This is a genomic window from Moorena sp. SIO3B2 (assembly GCF_010692525.1).
In the GTDB taxonomy this organism is placed as follows: domain Bacteria; phylum Cyanobacteriota; class Cyanobacteriia; order Cyanobacteriales; family Coleofasciculaceae; genus Moorena; species Moorena producens.
On record NZ_JAAHHE010000039.1, the window covers coordinates 1 to 16,366 of the forward strand.

Annotated in this window: 13 protein-coding genes and 1 pseudogene; 5 read left to right on the plus strand and 9 right to left on the minus strand. The window is 43.2% G+C overall.

Translation table 11 applies throughout. The features are described from left to right. Positions 1-91 precede the first annotated feature (91 nt). The 4 genes from F6K38_RS12145 to ffh all read right to left on the minus strand — a co-directional run bounded on the left by F6K38_RS12145 (position 92) and on the right by ffh (position 3,784). A complete protein-coding gene (locus F6K38_RS12145; protein WP_287252378.1) occupies positions 92-1,048 on the minus strand; it encodes a PhoH family protein in 957 nt (318 codons plus the stop codon). A gap of 199 nt (positions 1,049-1,247) precedes the next feature. Beyond that, positions 1,248-1,664 (minus strand): KH domain-containing protein, encoded by a 417-nt coding sequence (locus tag F6K38_RS12150; protein WP_008178947.1) that lies wholly within the window; start codon positions 1,662-1,664, stop codon positions 1,248-1,250. After that, a complete protein-coding gene (gene rpsP / locus F6K38_RS12155) occupies positions 1,639-1,887 on the minus strand; it encodes a 30S ribosomal protein S16 (protein ID WP_287252380.1) in 249 nt (82 codons plus the stop codon). Before rpsP ends, F6K38_RS12150 begins: the two co-directional genes overlap by 26 nt. A gap of 457 nt (positions 1,888-2,344) precedes the next feature. Continuing rightward, positions 2,345-3,784: a signal recognition particle protein gene (gene ffh, locus F6K38_RS12160; RefSeq protein ID WP_008178942.1), complete on the minus strand. Its 1,440-nt coding sequence runs from the start codon at positions 3,782-3,784 to the stop codon at positions 2,345-2,347. Between the two features lie 372 nt (positions 3,785-4,156). Here ffh and F6K38_RS12165 point away from each other — a divergent pair. The 5 genes and pseudogenes from F6K38_RS12165 to F6K38_RS12185 all read left to right on the plus strand — a co-directional run. Further along, positions 4,157-4,882: pseudogene (locus tag F6K38_RS12165) on the plus strand (RNA-guided endonuclease InsQ/TnpB family protein); the annotation flags it as partial. Between the two features lie 316 nt (positions 4,883-5,198). After that, positions 5,199-6,116: a S66 peptidase family protein gene (locus F6K38_RS12170; RefSeq protein WP_287312702.1), complete on the plus strand. Its 918-nt coding sequence runs from the start codon at positions 5,199-5,201 to the stop codon at positions 6,114-6,116. Between the two features lie 293 nt (positions 6,117-6,409). Further along, positions 6,410-7,471: a uroporphyrinogen decarboxylase gene (gene hemE / locus F6K38_RS12175; protein ID WP_287356658.1), complete on the plus strand. Its 1,062-nt coding sequence runs from the start codon at positions 6,410-6,412 to the stop codon at positions 7,469-7,471. A 427-nt stretch (positions 7,472-7,898) separates the two neighbouring features. Beyond that, positions 7,899-8,894, plus strand: coding sequence for an NAD-dependent epimerase/dehydratase family protein (locus tag F6K38_RS12180; RefSeq protein ID WP_287252385.1), 996 nt, complete (start codon positions 7,899-7,901; stop codon positions 8,892-8,894). Between the two features lie 1,230 nt (positions 8,895-10,124). Then, a complete protein-coding gene (locus F6K38_RS12185) occupies positions 10,125-10,958 on the plus strand; it encodes a hypothetical protein (RefSeq protein ID WP_287356660.1) in 834 nt (277 codons plus the stop codon). Positions 10,959-11,171: 213 nt separating this feature from the next. Here the strand turns inward: F6K38_RS12185 and F6K38_RS12190 are convergent, their stop codons facing one another. The 5 genes from F6K38_RS12190 to F6K38_RS12210 form a co-directional block, all read right to left on the minus strand. Continuing rightward, positions 11,172-11,390 (minus strand): hypothetical protein, encoded by a 219-nt coding sequence (locus F6K38_RS12190; RefSeq protein ID WP_287265061.1) that lies wholly within the window; start codon positions 11,388-11,390, stop codon positions 11,172-11,174. 197 nt (positions 11,391-11,587) lie between these two features. Continuing rightward, on the minus strand, positions 11,588-12,370 hold the full coding sequence (locus F6K38_RS12195) for a peptidylprolyl isomerase (RefSeq protein WP_008178926.1): 783 nt from the start codon (positions 12,368-12,370) through the stop codon (positions 11,588-11,590). A gap of 1,806 nt (positions 12,371-14,176) precedes the next feature. Beyond that, positions 14,177-14,476 carry a hypothetical protein gene (locus F6K38_RS12200; protein ID WP_008178922.1) on the minus strand — a complete coding sequence of 100 codons (300 nt, stop codon included), beginning with the start codon at positions 14,474-14,476 and terminating at the stop codon, positions 14,177-14,179. Positions 14,477-15,390: 914 nt separating this feature from the next. Beyond that, entirely contained in the window at positions 15,391-15,657 is a 267-nt protein-coding gene (locus F6K38_RS12205; RefSeq protein ID WP_008178921.1) for a hypothetical protein, read from the minus strand. Continuing rightward, a complete protein-coding gene (locus tag F6K38_RS12210) occupies positions 15,648-16,055 on the minus strand; it encodes a HetP family heterocyst commitment protein (RefSeq protein ID WP_044492142.1) in 408 nt (135 codons plus the stop codon). Before F6K38_RS12210 ends, F6K38_RS12205 begins: the two co-directional genes overlap by 10 nt. Positions 16,056-16,366 lie beyond the last annotated feature (311 nt).

Sequence of the window (16,366 nt, forward strand, 5' to 3'; positions counted from 1 at the left end):
CAGGAAAACAAAGCTTTTCTCATCCCTACTATTGGGCTGCTTTCACTCTGGTTGGAGATCCCTAGTGAATACCAAAGTTTATACCAATTCTTCACTTTTCATAGTTTTGATAAGCAGTAACAATCCTCTGAACGAGGGGATTACGGACAACATCCTTATTAGTTAGTTCGCAGAAAGCAATGCCTTCTACAGATTTTAATATTTTTAGGGTGATCGCTAATCCTGAGGGTTGGTTGCTAGATAAATCGGTCTGGGTGAGATCACCAGTCACTACCATCCGAGAACGTGAACCCAAACGAGTCAGAACCATCTTCATCTGGGCTGGTGTGGTGTTCTGAGCTTCATCAATAATCACGAAGGCATTATTGAGGGTGCGACCTCGCATATACGCTAGGGGAGCCACTTCAATAATGCCCCGTTCCATTAAATTGGCGGTCTTCTCTGTATCAATCAGTTCATGGAGAGCATCATAGAGGGGGCGCAAATAGGGATTAATTTTCTGCTGCAAGTCTCCTGGTAAAAAGCCAAGTTTTTCACCAGCTTCTACCGCTGGTCGTGTCAGAATCAGTCGTTCATATTGATTATTTAGTAACGCCTGAGCGGCTATTACCACAGCTAGGAAGGTTTTGCCAGTGCCTGCTGGCCCCACACAGAAGGTGAGGTCATGGGTTAGTACAGCTTTGATATACTGCCGTTGCCGGAAGGTTTTAGCTCGGATCACCTCACCCCGGCGAGTATGAGCCAGCACATCTTGATGTAAATCTTGTAATTCATCCTGTCGCTTGGTATCTAAGGCATGAATTGCGGTGTGGATGTCTACTCCTGTAATCCTTTTACCTTCGAGCCAATAGATTTTAAGCGATCGCACTAGGGATGATACCCGCTCGACCTGTTTCTCGGTGCCAGAAATCAATAACTCTTGCCCTCGCAGCACCAGATGCGCACCGGTTTGCCGTGATAGGGTTTTCAGGTTTTCTTCCTGGTCTCCAACCAAGGCGATTGCACTTTCTGGGCTGGGTAGCTCAATTGTTTTGGATACTTCACTCAAGGTTTATCAACTACAGGCTTCAGTCTCAACTATCGAAGTTAACTGGTAACTTAAGTAACTTAATATACAACTCAATCTACCTCTCATTACCAATCTTCAAGGTTTCCTGCCATTGGTAATGAGAGGTACAGCAGCCGGATGTTCTTCACCCCCTTTTCTCCATGGTCCTCTCATTACCGAAACCTTCAAAACTAGAGCACTAGGAGGGAAATCTTGGAATTACTCTAGGTCTGGACACTCGGCGAGGTAAACTTCTTCTGACAATGGATCTACGACTAGGGCCATTGTCTCGACGAGGGCTACTACCTGAGCCTGAGCCTTCATAGATATCCAAATAAACAGTTTGACCAGCAGCTTGGGCTGCTGCTTTAATTACTGTCCGAATCGCTTGAATATTGCGACCACCACGACCGAAAACTCGCCCTTTATCTTCTCCATTAAAAGCTAGTCGAATCCACACACGCTCTTTCCCATTTGATTTCTCACAGTCTACGCTGAGGGAGTCTGGTGATTCCAAGAACGGCTCGATTAAAAATCTCACTAGTGCTGAATAATCTGGGTCATCATCTCGAACAGAAGCAGATAGGATTTCAGGTACTGATTTGTTCAAAAACATTGGCTTTTTGCAAAATATTACGCACGGTTTGTGTTGGCTGAGCTCCATTTTTGAGCCACTTCACTATTGCTGGTACATTCAGCCTCGTTTCATCATTTCTTGGATTATAGAATCCCAGTTCTTCTAGAGGACGTCCATCACGGCGGGCACTGCTGGGTATGGCCACTATGCGATAGCTGACTTCACGCTTTTTACCGAATCGTTTTAATCTGATTTTGATCATTGTACCTAATTAATTCACCTGTTTGATTTTAAGCGATCTTTGGGGGTTTGAAAGTGAACAGGTTGAATGTTGAAGATTTTAACTGAATCAGCAGGCAAGCCGCTACCGGTTTACAATCTTCTAAGCTACCCTACTCCGCACGCCTCAGGGAACGGGCTAACCTTCAGGCTAACCTTCTACTGGCTAACCTTCTACTGGCTAACCTTCTACTGGCTAAACTTTAGGCTAACCTTCTACCAGATAACCTACCCTACACCGAACGCCAAAGGCGAACAATAGGCTAACCTTCTACTGGCTAACCTTCTACTGGCTAAACTACCCTACACCGAACGCCAAAGGCGAACAACAGGCTAACCTTCAGGGTAACCTTCAACTTTCTAACCTTCAACCTTCTAACCTTGACCTTTCGGTCACGCTACGCGAACAACCTTCTAACCTTTTACTAGCTGACCTTCTACTATAATTCCCCAAATCCCTTCTTCTTCTTGGCTTTTTTCTTTTTCTTGCCAGAGCCACTACCACGCCAACCAGGTTGATTACGAGGATTTCCACCACCCATACCACCTAACATACCACCTAACCCCCCCATGGCTGGCATCTGACCTTGACCCATTTGCTGCATAAGCGATCGCATTCTGGTAAATTCACTCACCAGACCCCTGACGTCTTTTTCCGTATGACCAGAACCTTGGGCAATGCGGCGGCGGCGGCTCGGAGAGCTAGCTAATAAATCTGGGTTACGACGCTCCTCGGAGGTCATGGAACTAATCATAGCTTCGGACTGCTTGAGCTTGGTTTCCCCTTGTTGAAGTTGAGAAGAACTGAGTTTGCCCATGCCTGGAACCAGTTTCATCAACCCACCAAGGGAGCCCATGTTCTTTAACAGGCGCATCTGCTTCAAGAAATCGCTGAAGTCAAATTTTGCTTCCAGCATTTTCTGTTGCATCTGTTCAGCATCAGCGATGTCAATCTCTTCCTGGGCTTTCTCAACCAAGGTGAGTACATCCCCCATACCCAGAATCCGGGATGCCATCCGGTCAGGATAAAATGGTTGTAGTGCCTCGACCTTTTCCCCAACCCCGACAAATTTAATCGGCTGACCTGAAATTTGCCTGACTGAAAGGGCAGCACCACCACGACTATCCCCATCAAGTTTGGAGAGAATTGCCCCAGTAATGCCAATTTGCTCATGGAAGGTGCGGGTCAGGGTTGCTGCTTCCTGACCAGTCATGGCATCCACCACTAGTAGAGTATCGTGGGGTTGGACGGTTTCTTTGATGCGGGAGAGTTCTCCCATCATCTCTTGGTCAATTTGCAGTCGTCCCGCTGTATCGATAATTACCGTATCGATAGCCATTGCTTTTGCCCGTTCTACCCCTTGACGAGCAATTTCTACTGGGTCAGCTTCTGTACCTAACTCAAACACCGGTACATCAATTTGTTGACCGAGGGTGACTAATTGATCAATGGCTGCGGGTCGATACACGTCTGTAGCCACTAACAGACAGCTACGTTCTTGCTTACGCAGATGTAAAGCGAGTTTGGCACTAGCCGTAGTTTTACCAGTACCTTGTAGACCAGCCATTAGCACAACGGTTGGTGGGGTGTCTGCTTGGGCTAGGGGAACATTGGTTTCCCCCATCACTTGCACCAGTTCGTCGTAGACTATTTTTATGAACTGCTGGTCAGGGCGAACACCTGATGTGACTTCACTGCCTTGTGCTTTCGCTTCTACTTCAGCAACGAAATCTTTGACTACTTGTAGGTTGACGTCTGCCGATAAGAGGGCGCGACGCACTTCTTTTAGGGCGTCTTGGATGTTAGAACTAGAGATCTTGTCCTGACCCCGTAGTTTTTTCCAAGCATCTTCTAAGCGTTCGGCGAGAGCATCAAACATACGTCAATTGTCAATTGTGATGGTTTTGTTATTATGGTTACTTTACTAGGTCGCCAGAGTTTTGATAGTCTATACATCTTAGCTACACACCTTACTAGGATAGCGCTTTTGGGGATTTTAGTTCAATATTTCGGTAAGGTGAGTATTCAGCCCTAGGCTATTCGTAACATTTATTTAAGCGGTTAACTAATGGGGGGTTCGGGAGGCTATAAGTCCCGCGCTGTACCTGAAAGGTTAGCGTCGGGATACATGGACACCCCGGGTCGATTGAGGGGTTTCTCCTTTGGAGACGCGGGGCGCGTTCGATGCCCCGAAAATCGACATACTATCTATCGGTTCTAACAGAAGATGTAAATCTGTTAGAATACACGGATGTTGAACTTGACCTACAGCTACCGAATCTATCCAGGACTTGACCAGGAAGCTAAAATGCTTGGCTGGTTGGAGCAATGCCGTCGCGTATATAACTATGCTTTGGCAGAGCGTAAGGACTGGATCAATTCGCGTAAATGCTTGGTCAATGCTTGCAGCATCAGACTCGAATACATCATCCCTGCTGACACGCCATACCCTGACTACTACAAACAGCAGAACGCTCTTACCAAAGCCAAAAAGTTGATTCGACAACTGAAGGCAGTTCACTCCCAAGTTTGGCAAGATGCCTTGAAGCGACTGGATAAGTCGTTCAAGTTCATGCAACACAGAGGGTTTGGATTTCCTCGATTCAAAAAGTCGGGCCAGTATCGTTCGTTTGTGTTTCCGCAGTTCAAGTCGAATCCTGTCAACGGATTTGAGATCAAACTGCCGAAAATTGGAACCGTGCCGATCCACTTGCATCGACCTATTCCTGAAGGATTTGAGATCAAGCAAGTTCGGGTCGTGTTGAAATCGTCGGGCTGGTACGCTCAGCTGATTCTGCAAGCCGATGTTTCTGTTCCTGAACCAATGCCTGATGGTGATCCGATCGGAATTGATTTGGGACTCGAAAAGTTCTTGGCTGTATCGACAGGTGAACTGGTAGAACGCCCTCGCTTTTTCGTGGATTTGCAAAGCAAGCAACGATTGCTGCAACGCAAATTGAGAAACAAGAAAAAGGGTTAGTAAACAGCTAGATAAAATGTCGCAGAGTCTACCAAAAACTCTTATTATTTGTTAGACTTAAATTAGGGTAACACCGACAGTGATTATTATGTAACTTAAATTAAAGCCGAAAACCAAGGCTTTAATAGTTGCGGTTAAATCCCGGTGTTAAACTTTTTTGACATTTTTATGGCGCTCGCGGGATATTCCCGAGAGCTTTGGGAGATACCCCCTGGATGCTATGGCATCTTGCATTGGCGAGCCTTGGTCTATCTTGGTAGACTTTGGTAGCTAAAAAGTATCGGAGCGCGTGAATCAACTTTATGTGCAACAGATGATGGCTGGTTTTTCTTTATGCCAGCTACCACCACCATTAAAACCGCCAGATGTATTGCGAGTAATTGTGCCAAGTGGAACCTTGCGTGAGGTTGATGCTTTCAATCGGGGGATTGAGATTTGGCGATCCCGTGGCTACCATGTCCAATTACCACAGAACTGGAACGCTAGGGAAGGTTACCTAGCTGGGACTGATAGTCAGCGACGCCAACAGTTGCTCGAAGCCTGTCTTGACCCCCAATGTCGGGGCATTCTCTGTGGTCGAGGAGGTTATGGTAGCGCTAGACTTCTGGAAGACTGGACATGGCCAGAACAATGGCCAGAACAGTTGAAGTGGTTGATTGGTTTTTCTGATATTACTGCTTTACTGTGGAGTCTTGGTCAGATAGGGGTTTCCGGTGTTCATGGTCCGTTATTGACTACTATTGCTGGTGAACCGGAATGGTCACTCAATCGGTTGTTTGATTGGGTGGAAGGACGACCCATAGCTCCCTTGAAAGGGGTTGGTTGGGGAGATGGGAAAGTTTCTGGTGTGTTGCTACCGGCTAATCTTACGGTCGCTACTCATCTGCTCGGTACACCCCTACAACCTTCCTTATCAGGGGTGATTCTTGCTCTCGAAGATGTAACTGAGGCTCCCTACCGCATTGACCGGATGTTGACTCAGTGGCGCATGATTGGTGCAATGGCCGGGGTGAAAGGTATTGCGTTAGGGCGGTTTAGCCGTTGTGCTCCTCCCAAGGATGTTCCTAGCTGGACTGTGGAGGAAGTGTTGCGCGATCGCATTTGGGATCTCGGTATACCGGTTGTCTCTGACTTGCCTTTCGGTCACGATGGGGTTAACGCTGCCCTTCCTGTCGGACAGCTGGTTGAACTAGATGCTGAGGTCGGGACCTTGAGTTGGGTTGGAGGTTAGCAGGTTAGCAGGTTAGCAGGTTGAAAGTTGGCAGGTTAGCAGTTCATGTAGGGTGGGCAGTGCACCAGACAGATAATGAAGCTTGCAAAGCGCGTTGGTAGGCACTGCCCACCCTACTGCCCACCGTACGATTAATGACAATGGTGCAAGATCTCAGTTTAACGAAGGCACCGTCTTAGAATGTAACTTATTATTAACACTTTTTTAATCTTCTCAAATCAGGAGAGTAAAGGGAATACCACCATGATAAGCTGACAAATACACTTAAAAAAGTATAATAGGATAGATACCATATGGCTGGGTCAACCCAGGTTCCTTATTTGTTGAGGGCGGCTCGTGGTGAGGTGTTAGACCGTCCCCCTGTGTGGATGATGCGACAGGCAGGTCGTTATATGAAGGTTTATCGCGATTTACGGGATAAGTATCCGAGTTTTCGCGAGCGCTCCGAAAATCCAGACATCGCGATTGAGATTTCTCTACAACCCTGGAAAGCGTTTCAACCAGATGGAGTGATTTTGTTCTCTGATATTCTAACTCCATTACCAGGGATTGGTATCGAGTTTGAGATTGTCGAAAGTAAAGGGCCAATCATTAACCAACCGATTCGTACCCAGGAACAAATTGACCAGCTACATCTGTTGGATTTAGATAGATTTGGGTTTATCCGGGAAATTTTGAAGGCGCTACGGCAAGAAGTGGGCAATGACGCAGCAGTGCTGGGTTTTGTCGGTGCTCCCTGGACTTTGGGCGCTTATGCGATTGAGGGTAAAAGTTCTAAAAATTACTCCATCATTAAAGGGATGGCCTTCTCACAACCAGCTATGCTACACCAATTCTTGGGTAAGCTAGCGGATGCGATCGCTATCTATGTCCGTTATCAAATCAATAGCGGTGCTCAGGTAATACAAATGTTTGACTCTTGGGCAGGTGAACTGAGTCCCCAAGACTACGAAACCTTTGCCTTACCCTATCAGCAGCGAGTAGTACAGCAGGTTAAAGCCACTCACCCAGATACCCCCTTCATTCTCTATATCAGTGGTAGCGCTGGAGTGCTTGAACGCATGGGACAATCCGGGGTTGATATGGTCAGCGTAGACTGGACCGTAGACATGGCAGAAGCTAGAACAAGATTGGGTGATAAGATGAAAGTCCAGGGCAATATCGACCCAGGAGTTCTGTTTGGGTCACAAGCTTTTATTCGCGATCGCATTGTCGATACTATTCGCAAAGCTGGCCACAAAGGTCATATCTTAAATCTCGGTCATGGTGTTTTACCCGGCACTCCAGAAGATAATGTTAGATTCTTCTTTGAAACTGCCAAACAGGCAGATAAATTAATGGCTGTTCATGCATAATAGTCGATAACACAAGAGAGAGTAGAGAATCGATAACCAGATTCTGTGCCATTTTCTCCCTCTAGCAGTCATAGGTTCGGGGAGCGCTAGTCCTCCCTAGGGTATCCTTCGGTCAGAGTTGGACCGGGCTTTCAAGGTGCAGACGTTTACTTGTCCAGGTAGCCCCTCCACTAAATGGAATCCTCGCTTCAGTCTCATCCCCTTCAAGGGGATGAGATTAACAACCTTATAGAAATATCTTGAGAGTGCAGATACTTGATTAGACGACTAAGGATAGAATCCTTCAAGATGCATCACCACAACAATCAAGGAAGTGTTCTTCACTCGATCAAAACCTTCTTGTACCCCTAGAAGTAGTTGACCTAGTTGTTTGTTAGTGTTAGGTCAGCATCGGGAGTACATAATTGAATTGAAAATCGAAAATCCTATGACCTCCAAGCGGATTTTTATGACTGGTGCTAGTGGCTGCATTGGTCACTACATCACTGAAGCCTTAAGTCTCGAAACTGACCATGAGTTGTATTTGTTAGTCAGAAACCCTGACAAATTCAAGTTTGACGACTTGAAGTGTGGCGACAAGAGGCGTGCTGGCATTACCATCCTAGAAGGTGACCTGCAGCAGATTGAAGACTTTGGTGACTTGCTCAAGACAATGGATGCGGCAATTCTGGCAGCAACTGCTTGGGGAGGGCAACAGGAAACATTTGATATTAACGTTGTCAAAACTATCCAGTTAATCAACTTGCTTGACCCTACTGTTTGTGAGCAAGTGATTTATTTCTCTACTGCTAGTGTACTGGATAGGAATAACCAATTACTGAAAGAAGCCGGTGAACTTGGAACAGAATATATCTATTCCAAATACACTTGTCTCAAGCGCTTATCCCAATTAGCGTCCGCTCCTAAGATTACTACCCTCTTTCCTACCTTGGTACTGGGGGGACACGAAACTAAACCCTACTCCCATCTGTCATCGGGACTCCCAGATATTGTCAAATGGATTAACTTGATTCGTTGGTTTAGAGCTGATGGCAGTTTCCACTTCATCCACGCCCAAGATATTGCTCAGGTGGTGCGATACCTGATTGATCATCCTCCTTCTCAAGCATTGAGTGCAGAACCAGAGTGGATGTCTAGCGGTAGATTGGTTTTGGGTTGTCAGCCGTTGAGTGTTAACCAAGCCGTAGAAGAAGTTTGTAGGTATCTTGGTAAACAAATTTATTTTCGCCTACCATTGTTTATCTGGCTTGCCAATATCTTTATTGTGCTGTTCCGGATTCAGATGGATCCTTGGAGTCGGTTTTCCTTGAATTACCGACATTTTATTTATCACAACCCCGTTAATCCAACCACCTTTGGTTTACCGACTTACTGTCCTACACTTACTGACGTTCTCAAAGTTAGTGGCATTAGCAGAGATTAGATTTTTAAAATCGTGACACTTTAAACTAGAAACAGGACTCCTAGTTAAGTTGTCTTTAAGTTTTCCATTGCTGAAATATAAATTATGCTTAATTTTAACATAACACCATCAAATGATCCATAACTCGGCTCAAGTACCCTAGCTTAATTCGTTGATAGTCTTAGGATAAACGACGGGATTAACCGAGCTTGATCTAACCCACAAATTTCTCTGAATAAAATAATACTATAGCGTTTGGATCTAGGTTGTAAACACACGTATTGCAGAAAAAGGCAAAAGGCAAGAGGAATCCCCCCTAACCCCCCTTAGTAAGGGGGGCAGGCAAGAGGGGCAAGAGATCCGGAGTTTTATTTTCCAATAAAAAAAGACCTTCTAGGTTTACATCTCAAATACAAACGCGCTTATCATCTCCGGTTGACTAATTATTATAATCGGTAATTGCTCTGGGGGGGAGACAAGCGTCCCAAAATCATTACCAGCTCTAGGTTTAAGGTCGCTATGCTCCACAACTATACCTAGACAATCATGAGCATAGTTTTAATTACTGAGAACTAAATTACTGAAAAATAAATCCCTGATTATTCCCTCCAAGTTGGATAAAAATTAGGTTAATAAATTGCGTAAACTAATTGGCTAAATCCAGACTATCTCAGGATTATAGCCGACATGTAATCTTTTAATTTAATTGGCAATTATTAGTTGATTTACGATTACATATTAATTATTATCCATTATGAAACACAAGCTATTCAAAGCTGTTTAAGCATCCAATCAAAGCTTTTGATAAATTATTTAACTGCCGTAAATTAAGTTCACAAAATCTTTAAATAATCTATACTTAGAATTACGCTGACTTTATAATTAATAGCGAATTTTAGATTATTCTTAATCTATAAATGGAAGTATTTAGCCGTCAGCTAACGCCCTACGCGCATGCTACGCTTACCAGCTATCAGCCATTGCCTGATCTGAATACTTACCTATAAATAGGGATTTTTTCCGGCTAAAGAATGATATGAAGTAAAAATTTTACCATTCTTTATAATCATTTTCCGGATTTTGTGTTGGCACCAATCAATATCTGTGCTTACTGTTGATTACAACAATTACAACACTAGTATCAGAACAATTATTGTGCCTTAAATTTCCCAAATTGAACCGCAAATTTAGGCAGTTAAAAAAAACTTCGCTGCTTGAAATTTATTCCACAACACCCAGAAAATTATGAAAATGAACAAAACCATTGCTAAAAAATTCTTACTGTTCGCTACAGTAACCGGTTCCGTTCTCGCTGCTGCACCAAGTTTGGCTGCTACTTTCGCTTTGTCTAAAGGATCCTTTGACTTCAGAAACTTTAGTACTGATCCTCTGGAAGTGGTTACCATGTCTGAAGCCGACACTTTTGTGATTTCAACTGGGGGTGAGGTGATTGTTGAGGCGAACGCGGAGTCAAATTTTAACCCTGATTCACCCGATCCACTACAACGAGCTCGTAATAAATCTTTGAGTACCGCTGAGGGTGAAGGAAGCAACTACCGTGGTATTGCGGAAAGTTTTGCTGGACTTATCGGTTACAACTTCTTTGTCGATGCAGGGGAAACCTTTTCTTTCGATTTCAATGGTTTTCTCGATCTAATCACCATGATCGACAATCCACCTGCTGAAAGTGCAAGTGCCGAGGGCACCGTAGTTTTCGAGTTATATGACACCAATGACTTGAGTACTCCCATCGACTTCTTCGCTCTCTCTGGTAATTTAGAGACTCTAGGATATGATGATTTCCTTGTGTCTGCTCACAGTGACAATGTGTTTGCTTATAACGACTTTACTAAGTTGTTTGGAGGAACAGAGGAATTTGCTCTGGCTGATGTTCAGGGTTATTATGAGCGCACTTTCGAAACAGCAACTTATTTGACCTTAGTCGAAGCTAAAACGAATAAGGTAACCGTTAAAGCTCCTGAATCGTCAAACTTGCTAGGCTTACTTTTCTTCGGTTTACTGAGCATTGGATACCGAGTAAAAACTAAAAGTTTTACCGATAAGTCAAAATTATTAAGGGATTAATCATACTAATAATCAAGTCCGGTTAATCACTTATCAACTCCTGGATTGTTGGTCATAAGCAATCGGTAATGAGTAATCGTTAACTACCCATTAATACTTACCAAATTACCAATTACTAATTCCCCGATCAGGAATATGATAATTAGTCAACCGGATTTGATATAATTAGTCATTAGTTGACAAAAATACCACTAGTGGGAGCATTTTGCTCCCTTATTTTTTTCCTGATTTTGCTCCCTTATTTTTTCCCGTAGAAGAAGCAAAGCTAGAGCTGGAACTTCTACTATAACTCCTGCCAGACTCTCTGGTCACAGTAACCTCTTGACTGGTGTTTACTTGATCACCAGATGCAAATGCCCTACTTTCGGCTTGGACTACTACCTTTCCATCTGGTGAAACTATCCATTTTCTGATTATCCCGGAGCGAATCATAATTTAATGTCTCCATGGCTTTGTTGATTGAGGTTTACCTACTTTAAAGGGTAAGCTATCAGCTGAGAGCTGAGAGCTGAGAGCTGATAGCTGATAGCTGATAGCTGATAGCTGATAGCTGATAGCTGATAGCTGACGACTGATAGCTGACGACTGATAGCTGACTTACCCATTACCCATTACCCTAAATCATTCCACTACTGACCCAACGCCTCCGCAGTTTGACTCTCAACCTTATCAACCATAGTGTCACTATGAAGCATATAGTTGAGTTCACGATTGAGCCAATCCTGAAACAGTCTATCCAATATCTCGTCGTACCTTTCCGGTGTTAATTCAGCAGGGATAAACCTTTCTACCATCAAGATATGATAACCCTGAGGAGTTTTGACCGGATTGACCACTTGTCCAATAGGTACACCAAAGACAATCGCTGCTATATCTGGACGTAAATTCCAACGGTAAAGCTTCCCTTCAAAACCGCACTTCTGTCGGCGTTGCTCATCAATGTCATAGATATGAGCGGCTTGATAAAAGCTAATTTCTTTTTCTTCAATTTGATAGAAGAGTTCTTTGGAAAGTTTCTCGTTAGCTACAATAATTTGATAGAGCAAGATTTGGTCAAAATCTAGTCGGTTTTGACCAAAAAACTTTTCCACGTCTTTATCAAATAGAGATTTGGATAACTTTTTAGCTAGCAATTGCTGGCGAATTCCGGCTTCCCAGTCATCGGAAGTAATCATATTATCGGCTAGCCAAGCTAGAGTGTCTGAAGCCTTCTCCAAGCGATTTTGGTGACGGAATTTATCTGCCTCTTCCTGAATTTCTTCGGCGGTGACGGTTAGGTTTCTTTCGACAGCAGCTCGATTAATGACTTTTTGATACAAAATTTTCTCAGAGACGTCTTTTAGCTGGATTTCTCGTTTCAGAAACTCAGTAATTTCCTGTGGTTCAAGGGATGCTCTAGAAAGAATAGTCATGCTTAGCTTTTCCTTGTTCAGATTTTAGCTGATCGGGTAATGGGGCAATATATGGAGCAACGGATGAGTTAACAAATGTAAGGGATGGGGTGATTCCGAATACTTATCAATATTATGCTTAAATTGCATCAGATACTGTGATGAAATCAGCATTAGTTAGGGTGGTTGCACCCTGTCCATCCACGGTTCCTTGGACTACAGCTAGAATATCGTTATTGAATTTCACCAAAGTGGCATCAGCAATGCCATTACCAGTGCTATCAAATACCTCTAGTTAAGCGATCGCTACTGCTTGAACTCCAGCGATTAGTCCATGAACTGCTATTTGTGCTATTTGTTCGTGAGTCGTTAGTTACTATCCTACTACCATCGTTACCATTGATAGTGAGGCTATTGTTTCTGATTATACTGGAAAAATTGTTTGAAAAATTGTTTGTAGTCGCAGTTGAACTAGTAGTTAAACTATGGTTCTGTTCGATGCTGTCTGTGATGGGCTTTGTCAACCTCTGTGTGAGACTCTTTCCGAGACTCTTTCTAATCAGACTCACACGAGGAAGAATTGTCAATGTTCTGCTGAAATTAACCATGGCTATTAATCGGCTATCAGCCTTGTGTTACCCTTAAACTGCACCTGTTGAACCTGGTTTGTGGAGTGTTAAGTGTTGAGTGTTGACCGTTAACTGTTTTACTGCCGCTCCTACACGCCTTATCTCTACCAAGCATCAAATATTAACTATCAACAAAAATCCCTCCATTCCAAAACTATGCCAATGAGTTTAGGAAATTTAGGCTCAACCTAAAAAAGGAATGAAAATCTTTTCCCCTTCATTCCTAATTCAATTTACTCCTCATTATCAAGTTAGGGGCTGGGTGGTAAACTATAGAAACTTTAGTTTCCGTCGCCCATCCCCTAGTCTCCCTTACCTATTACCGAAAATTACCGAAAACCCTTATTGATTTATAGCCGGATTTACCAAAATCGGTATTATCTATATATATATACCTAAAAACAAAGACAAACTGTCAGACTTAGCCCGGAAAAGTCCTTGCTTAGTCCTAGCCTCAGCATCAGCACTCGCCTTAGCGATGCTCTTCTTAGAAACCTTGGTATTTATTACTCTTGCATCAGTATCAGCCCCTGCTGAGGTTTGATCGCCATCAGCGAATGCATCAGCATCGGCTATTGCCAGGTCAGCTGTAGCAATTGTTGTGGTATTTGCCTGAGCAATTGCACCGCCTATAATCCAGTTTTATTGAACATGTTCCCGAGCAAAATCTAGGTTATTAATAATCATTAATCACCCTCTACGTGTATAGCTGTGCCTGTTAAATTGATGATAAGGATGGATAAGCCTCACCTTTTTTAATAAAAAGGGGGTTCCTATCCCAAAATCCTTAATTTAAAACTACATTTAAAACTACATGGCCATCACTATTTTTTGTTAACTGATAATTTTCAGTAAACTAACGTTACGCAAACCATTCATTTTTGTTCCAGGTTCTCCGTTACTTTTTTTATTGTATCCACCCAGTTAATTTGAAGTGTTTCCAACGAATTACTGCTAAGCCATGAGCCTAGACAATCTTCCTTATTTCGTCCTATTTGCCTTAATTAAAGGGGAAGCATTGGTCTCTAAATCTAGAGATGAATTTATCCTAGATAGAAAGGCTTCCCCATTTCATCTTTCTATTTGCCTTAATTAAGGGGGAAGCATTGGTCTCTAAATCTAGAGATGAATTTATCCTAGATAGAAAAGCTTCCCCCCCAGCCATCTAATCAGGTACTACAATTAGTCCCTACTAAGATTAGTAGCCGACCGCAGCCACAGACAAAGAAATTGAATCAGAGCTGTAATTAGTAGCTTTAGCGTCACTAAAGGTTTCACTAAGACTATTGTAACCATCGGCACTAGCAGTAGCTTCAGCAGTAGCCAGGTTGCCGCGAAGGCTCACATAAGAGTCAACATACTTGTCAATATCGATATATTCAGTGATATAAATGTCCTTAACATCATAGAAAGTTACACTACGGTATAGGTCTGAACCACCAACGATATTGGTTTCTTCGTTAACAACTTCGATGTGATTTAGGTCAGAAATATTCATGGTTGGTCTGCTCTTTTGTTAGTTTTTACTTAACAACTTGGTTGTTGTTAGTTTTATTCTACCGCTTCTTATTCAATTTGTCTCACTTGTCAAGCCAATTTGGCGGAAACTTTAATTAAATTAGTTAGGTAGCTAAAAACAACTTGGTTGTTGTTATTTTTATCCTACCGCTCTTAATTTAATTTGTCTCACTTGTCAAGCCAATTTGGCGGAAACTTTAATTAAATTAGTTAGGTAGCTAAAAACAACTTGGTTGTTGTTATTTTTATCCTACCGCTCTTAATTTAATTTGTCTCACTTGTCACGCCAATTTGGCGGAAACTTTAGCTCGAGCCTTGATTAAGTTAGGTAGGTAGCTAACAACAATGGTTTTGTTGTTGTTACTTTTATCCTACCGTTCTTAATTTAATTTGTCTCACTTGTCAAGCCAATTTGGCGGTAAAGTTTTAGGGAGAGTTGAATGTTACAAATTGTTATGAAAAATGCCCAAGTTATGGAAAAATAACTTGGGAGTATTAATGCAATTTAATTTATGCAGTATCAAAAAATTAATAAAAAACAAAATATAGCAGTCGCCAGGGCAGTTAGGACATCGACATTAGTCTCAAACCTAAGTAAGCGCAAGAGTTTGACTTCTGACTTCTGACTTCTGACTTCTGCTATAAATTCAGCGATTGGGGGACTGTCAGCATTGAGCTATCAGCCCTGGTGAGGTGTAAGCATTCAGAATTCAGCACTCAGCAGTCAGCAGTCAGCAGTCAGCCTAATCCTGAAGTAACAGAGATTAAAGCAATGCTTACCTGTTTTATTCAGATGTAACTCAGCATTATTCCAATGCTTACCTGTTGTCTTGATGCAAAGCGCGAGTGGGGGAAACCACGGCAGTCGCTCATGGGGGGAACCACGGCAGTCGCTCATGGGGGAAACCCCCAAGACCGCGCTGCCTCCCCAAGACCGCGCTGCCTCCCCAAGACCGCACTGCCTCCCCAAGACCGTAATGGTGCGTTTGACCCGTAATTTAATTCGCCACGGGTCGCACCTCTGCATCGCTTATTCAAAAGCATCTCAAGTAGCACCATCTGTAGGGCATTAGCTGATGACTGATAGCTGATAGCTGATGGCTGATGGCTGATGGCTGATAGCTGAATACTTACGGTGAGATTACCAGTCCCTAGAAACACCTTATATTCCTAGTACTTGAGTATAATTTTGGCAATTTTTTGTTAAACCACTGTTCTTTAGAGCCCCCTTGAACTAGTTGGCTTCTGCTGTCAAGGGGCTTTGCATAGTCGAGATCTTTAATGTTCCTTAAGCACTTCTGAGCATCTTCCCTATCCTGCTTAAGGCTGTCGGTTGTAGCTGGATTGAGTGAGTCCATTTTCTCGTTATCCCGTCGCAATCGGCAGTAGGTTCGCGACGGTATGTATTCTAAGGGGTTAAGACCCAAATAACGCAGCATCAAAACACAAGCCCAGGAATACTTGCGATCGCGAATTGCTTCTTCAATCAAACTAATCTTTTCAGGATCTAGGGTTTTGCCCAGTGGGCGATTAGAACGACGAAGCATGGAGTAACTCATGATGATTTCTTTTTGATCTGAAGGTCAACGAATTGGATTTGCAGGATTTACGCTTGAACTCTACCTCTAGTTTCAATAGTCAGTGATTCTGGTTGGTCAATTAAGCGAAGAGTTAGAGTACTGATCTAACCATCTGATTTGAGTTGTGAAACCTCCGAAGATGGCGTGATCGGGTGATCGGGTGATCGGGTGATCTCGAATAATCTCTTACCAATCAATAACGATTGATAGATCAGGATTCTCTTCTTCTAAATCTCCATCAATCATCCCCATTTTGGACAACACCAGATTCTTCCCCCCTTGCCCCTAGT

Bases quoted from the DNA above. Each gene is read 5' to 3' on its own strand.
- F6K38_RS12150 (WP_008178947.1), bottom strand. From the start codon at position 1,664: ATGTTTTTGAACAAATCAGTACCTGAAATCCTATCTGCTTCTGTTCGA.
- rpsP (WP_287252380.1), bottom strand. From the start codon at position 1,887: ATGATCAAAATCAGATTAAAACGATTCGGTAAAAAGCGTGAAGTCAGC.
- ffh (WP_008178942.1), bottom strand. From the start codon at position 3,784: ATGTTTGATGCTCTCGCCGAACGCTTAGAAGATGCTTGGAAAAAACTA.
- F6K38_RS12170 (WP_287312702.1), top strand. From the start codon at position 5,199: ATGATGGCTGGTTTTTCTTTATGCCAGCTACCACCACCATTAAAACCG.
- hemE (WP_287356658.1), top strand. From the start codon at position 6,410: ATGGCTGGGTCAACCCAGGTTCCTTATTTGTTGAGGGCGGCTCGTGGT.
- F6K38_RS12180 (WP_287252385.1), top strand. From the start codon at position 7,899: ATGACCTCCAAGCGGATTTTTATGACTGGTGCTAGTGGCTGCATTGGT.
- F6K38_RS12185 (WP_287356660.1), top strand. From the start codon at position 10,125: ATGAACAAAACCATTGCTAAAAAATTCTTACTGTTCGCTACAGTAACC.
- F6K38_RS12190 (WP_287265061.1), bottom strand. From the start codon at position 11,390: ATGATTCGCTCCGGGATAATCAGAAAATGGATAGTTTCACCAGATGGA.
- F6K38_RS12195 (WP_008178926.1), bottom strand. From the start codon at position 12,370: ATGACTATTCTTTCTAGAGCATCCCTTGAACCACAGGAAATTACTGAG.
- F6K38_RS12200 (WP_008178922.1), bottom strand. From the start codon at position 14,476: ATGAATATTTCTGACCTAAATCACATCGAAGTTGTTAACGAAGAAACC.
- F6K38_RS12210 (WP_044492142.1), bottom strand. From the start codon at position 16,055: ATGAGTTACTCCATGCTTCGTCGTTCTAATCGCCCACTGGGCAAAACC.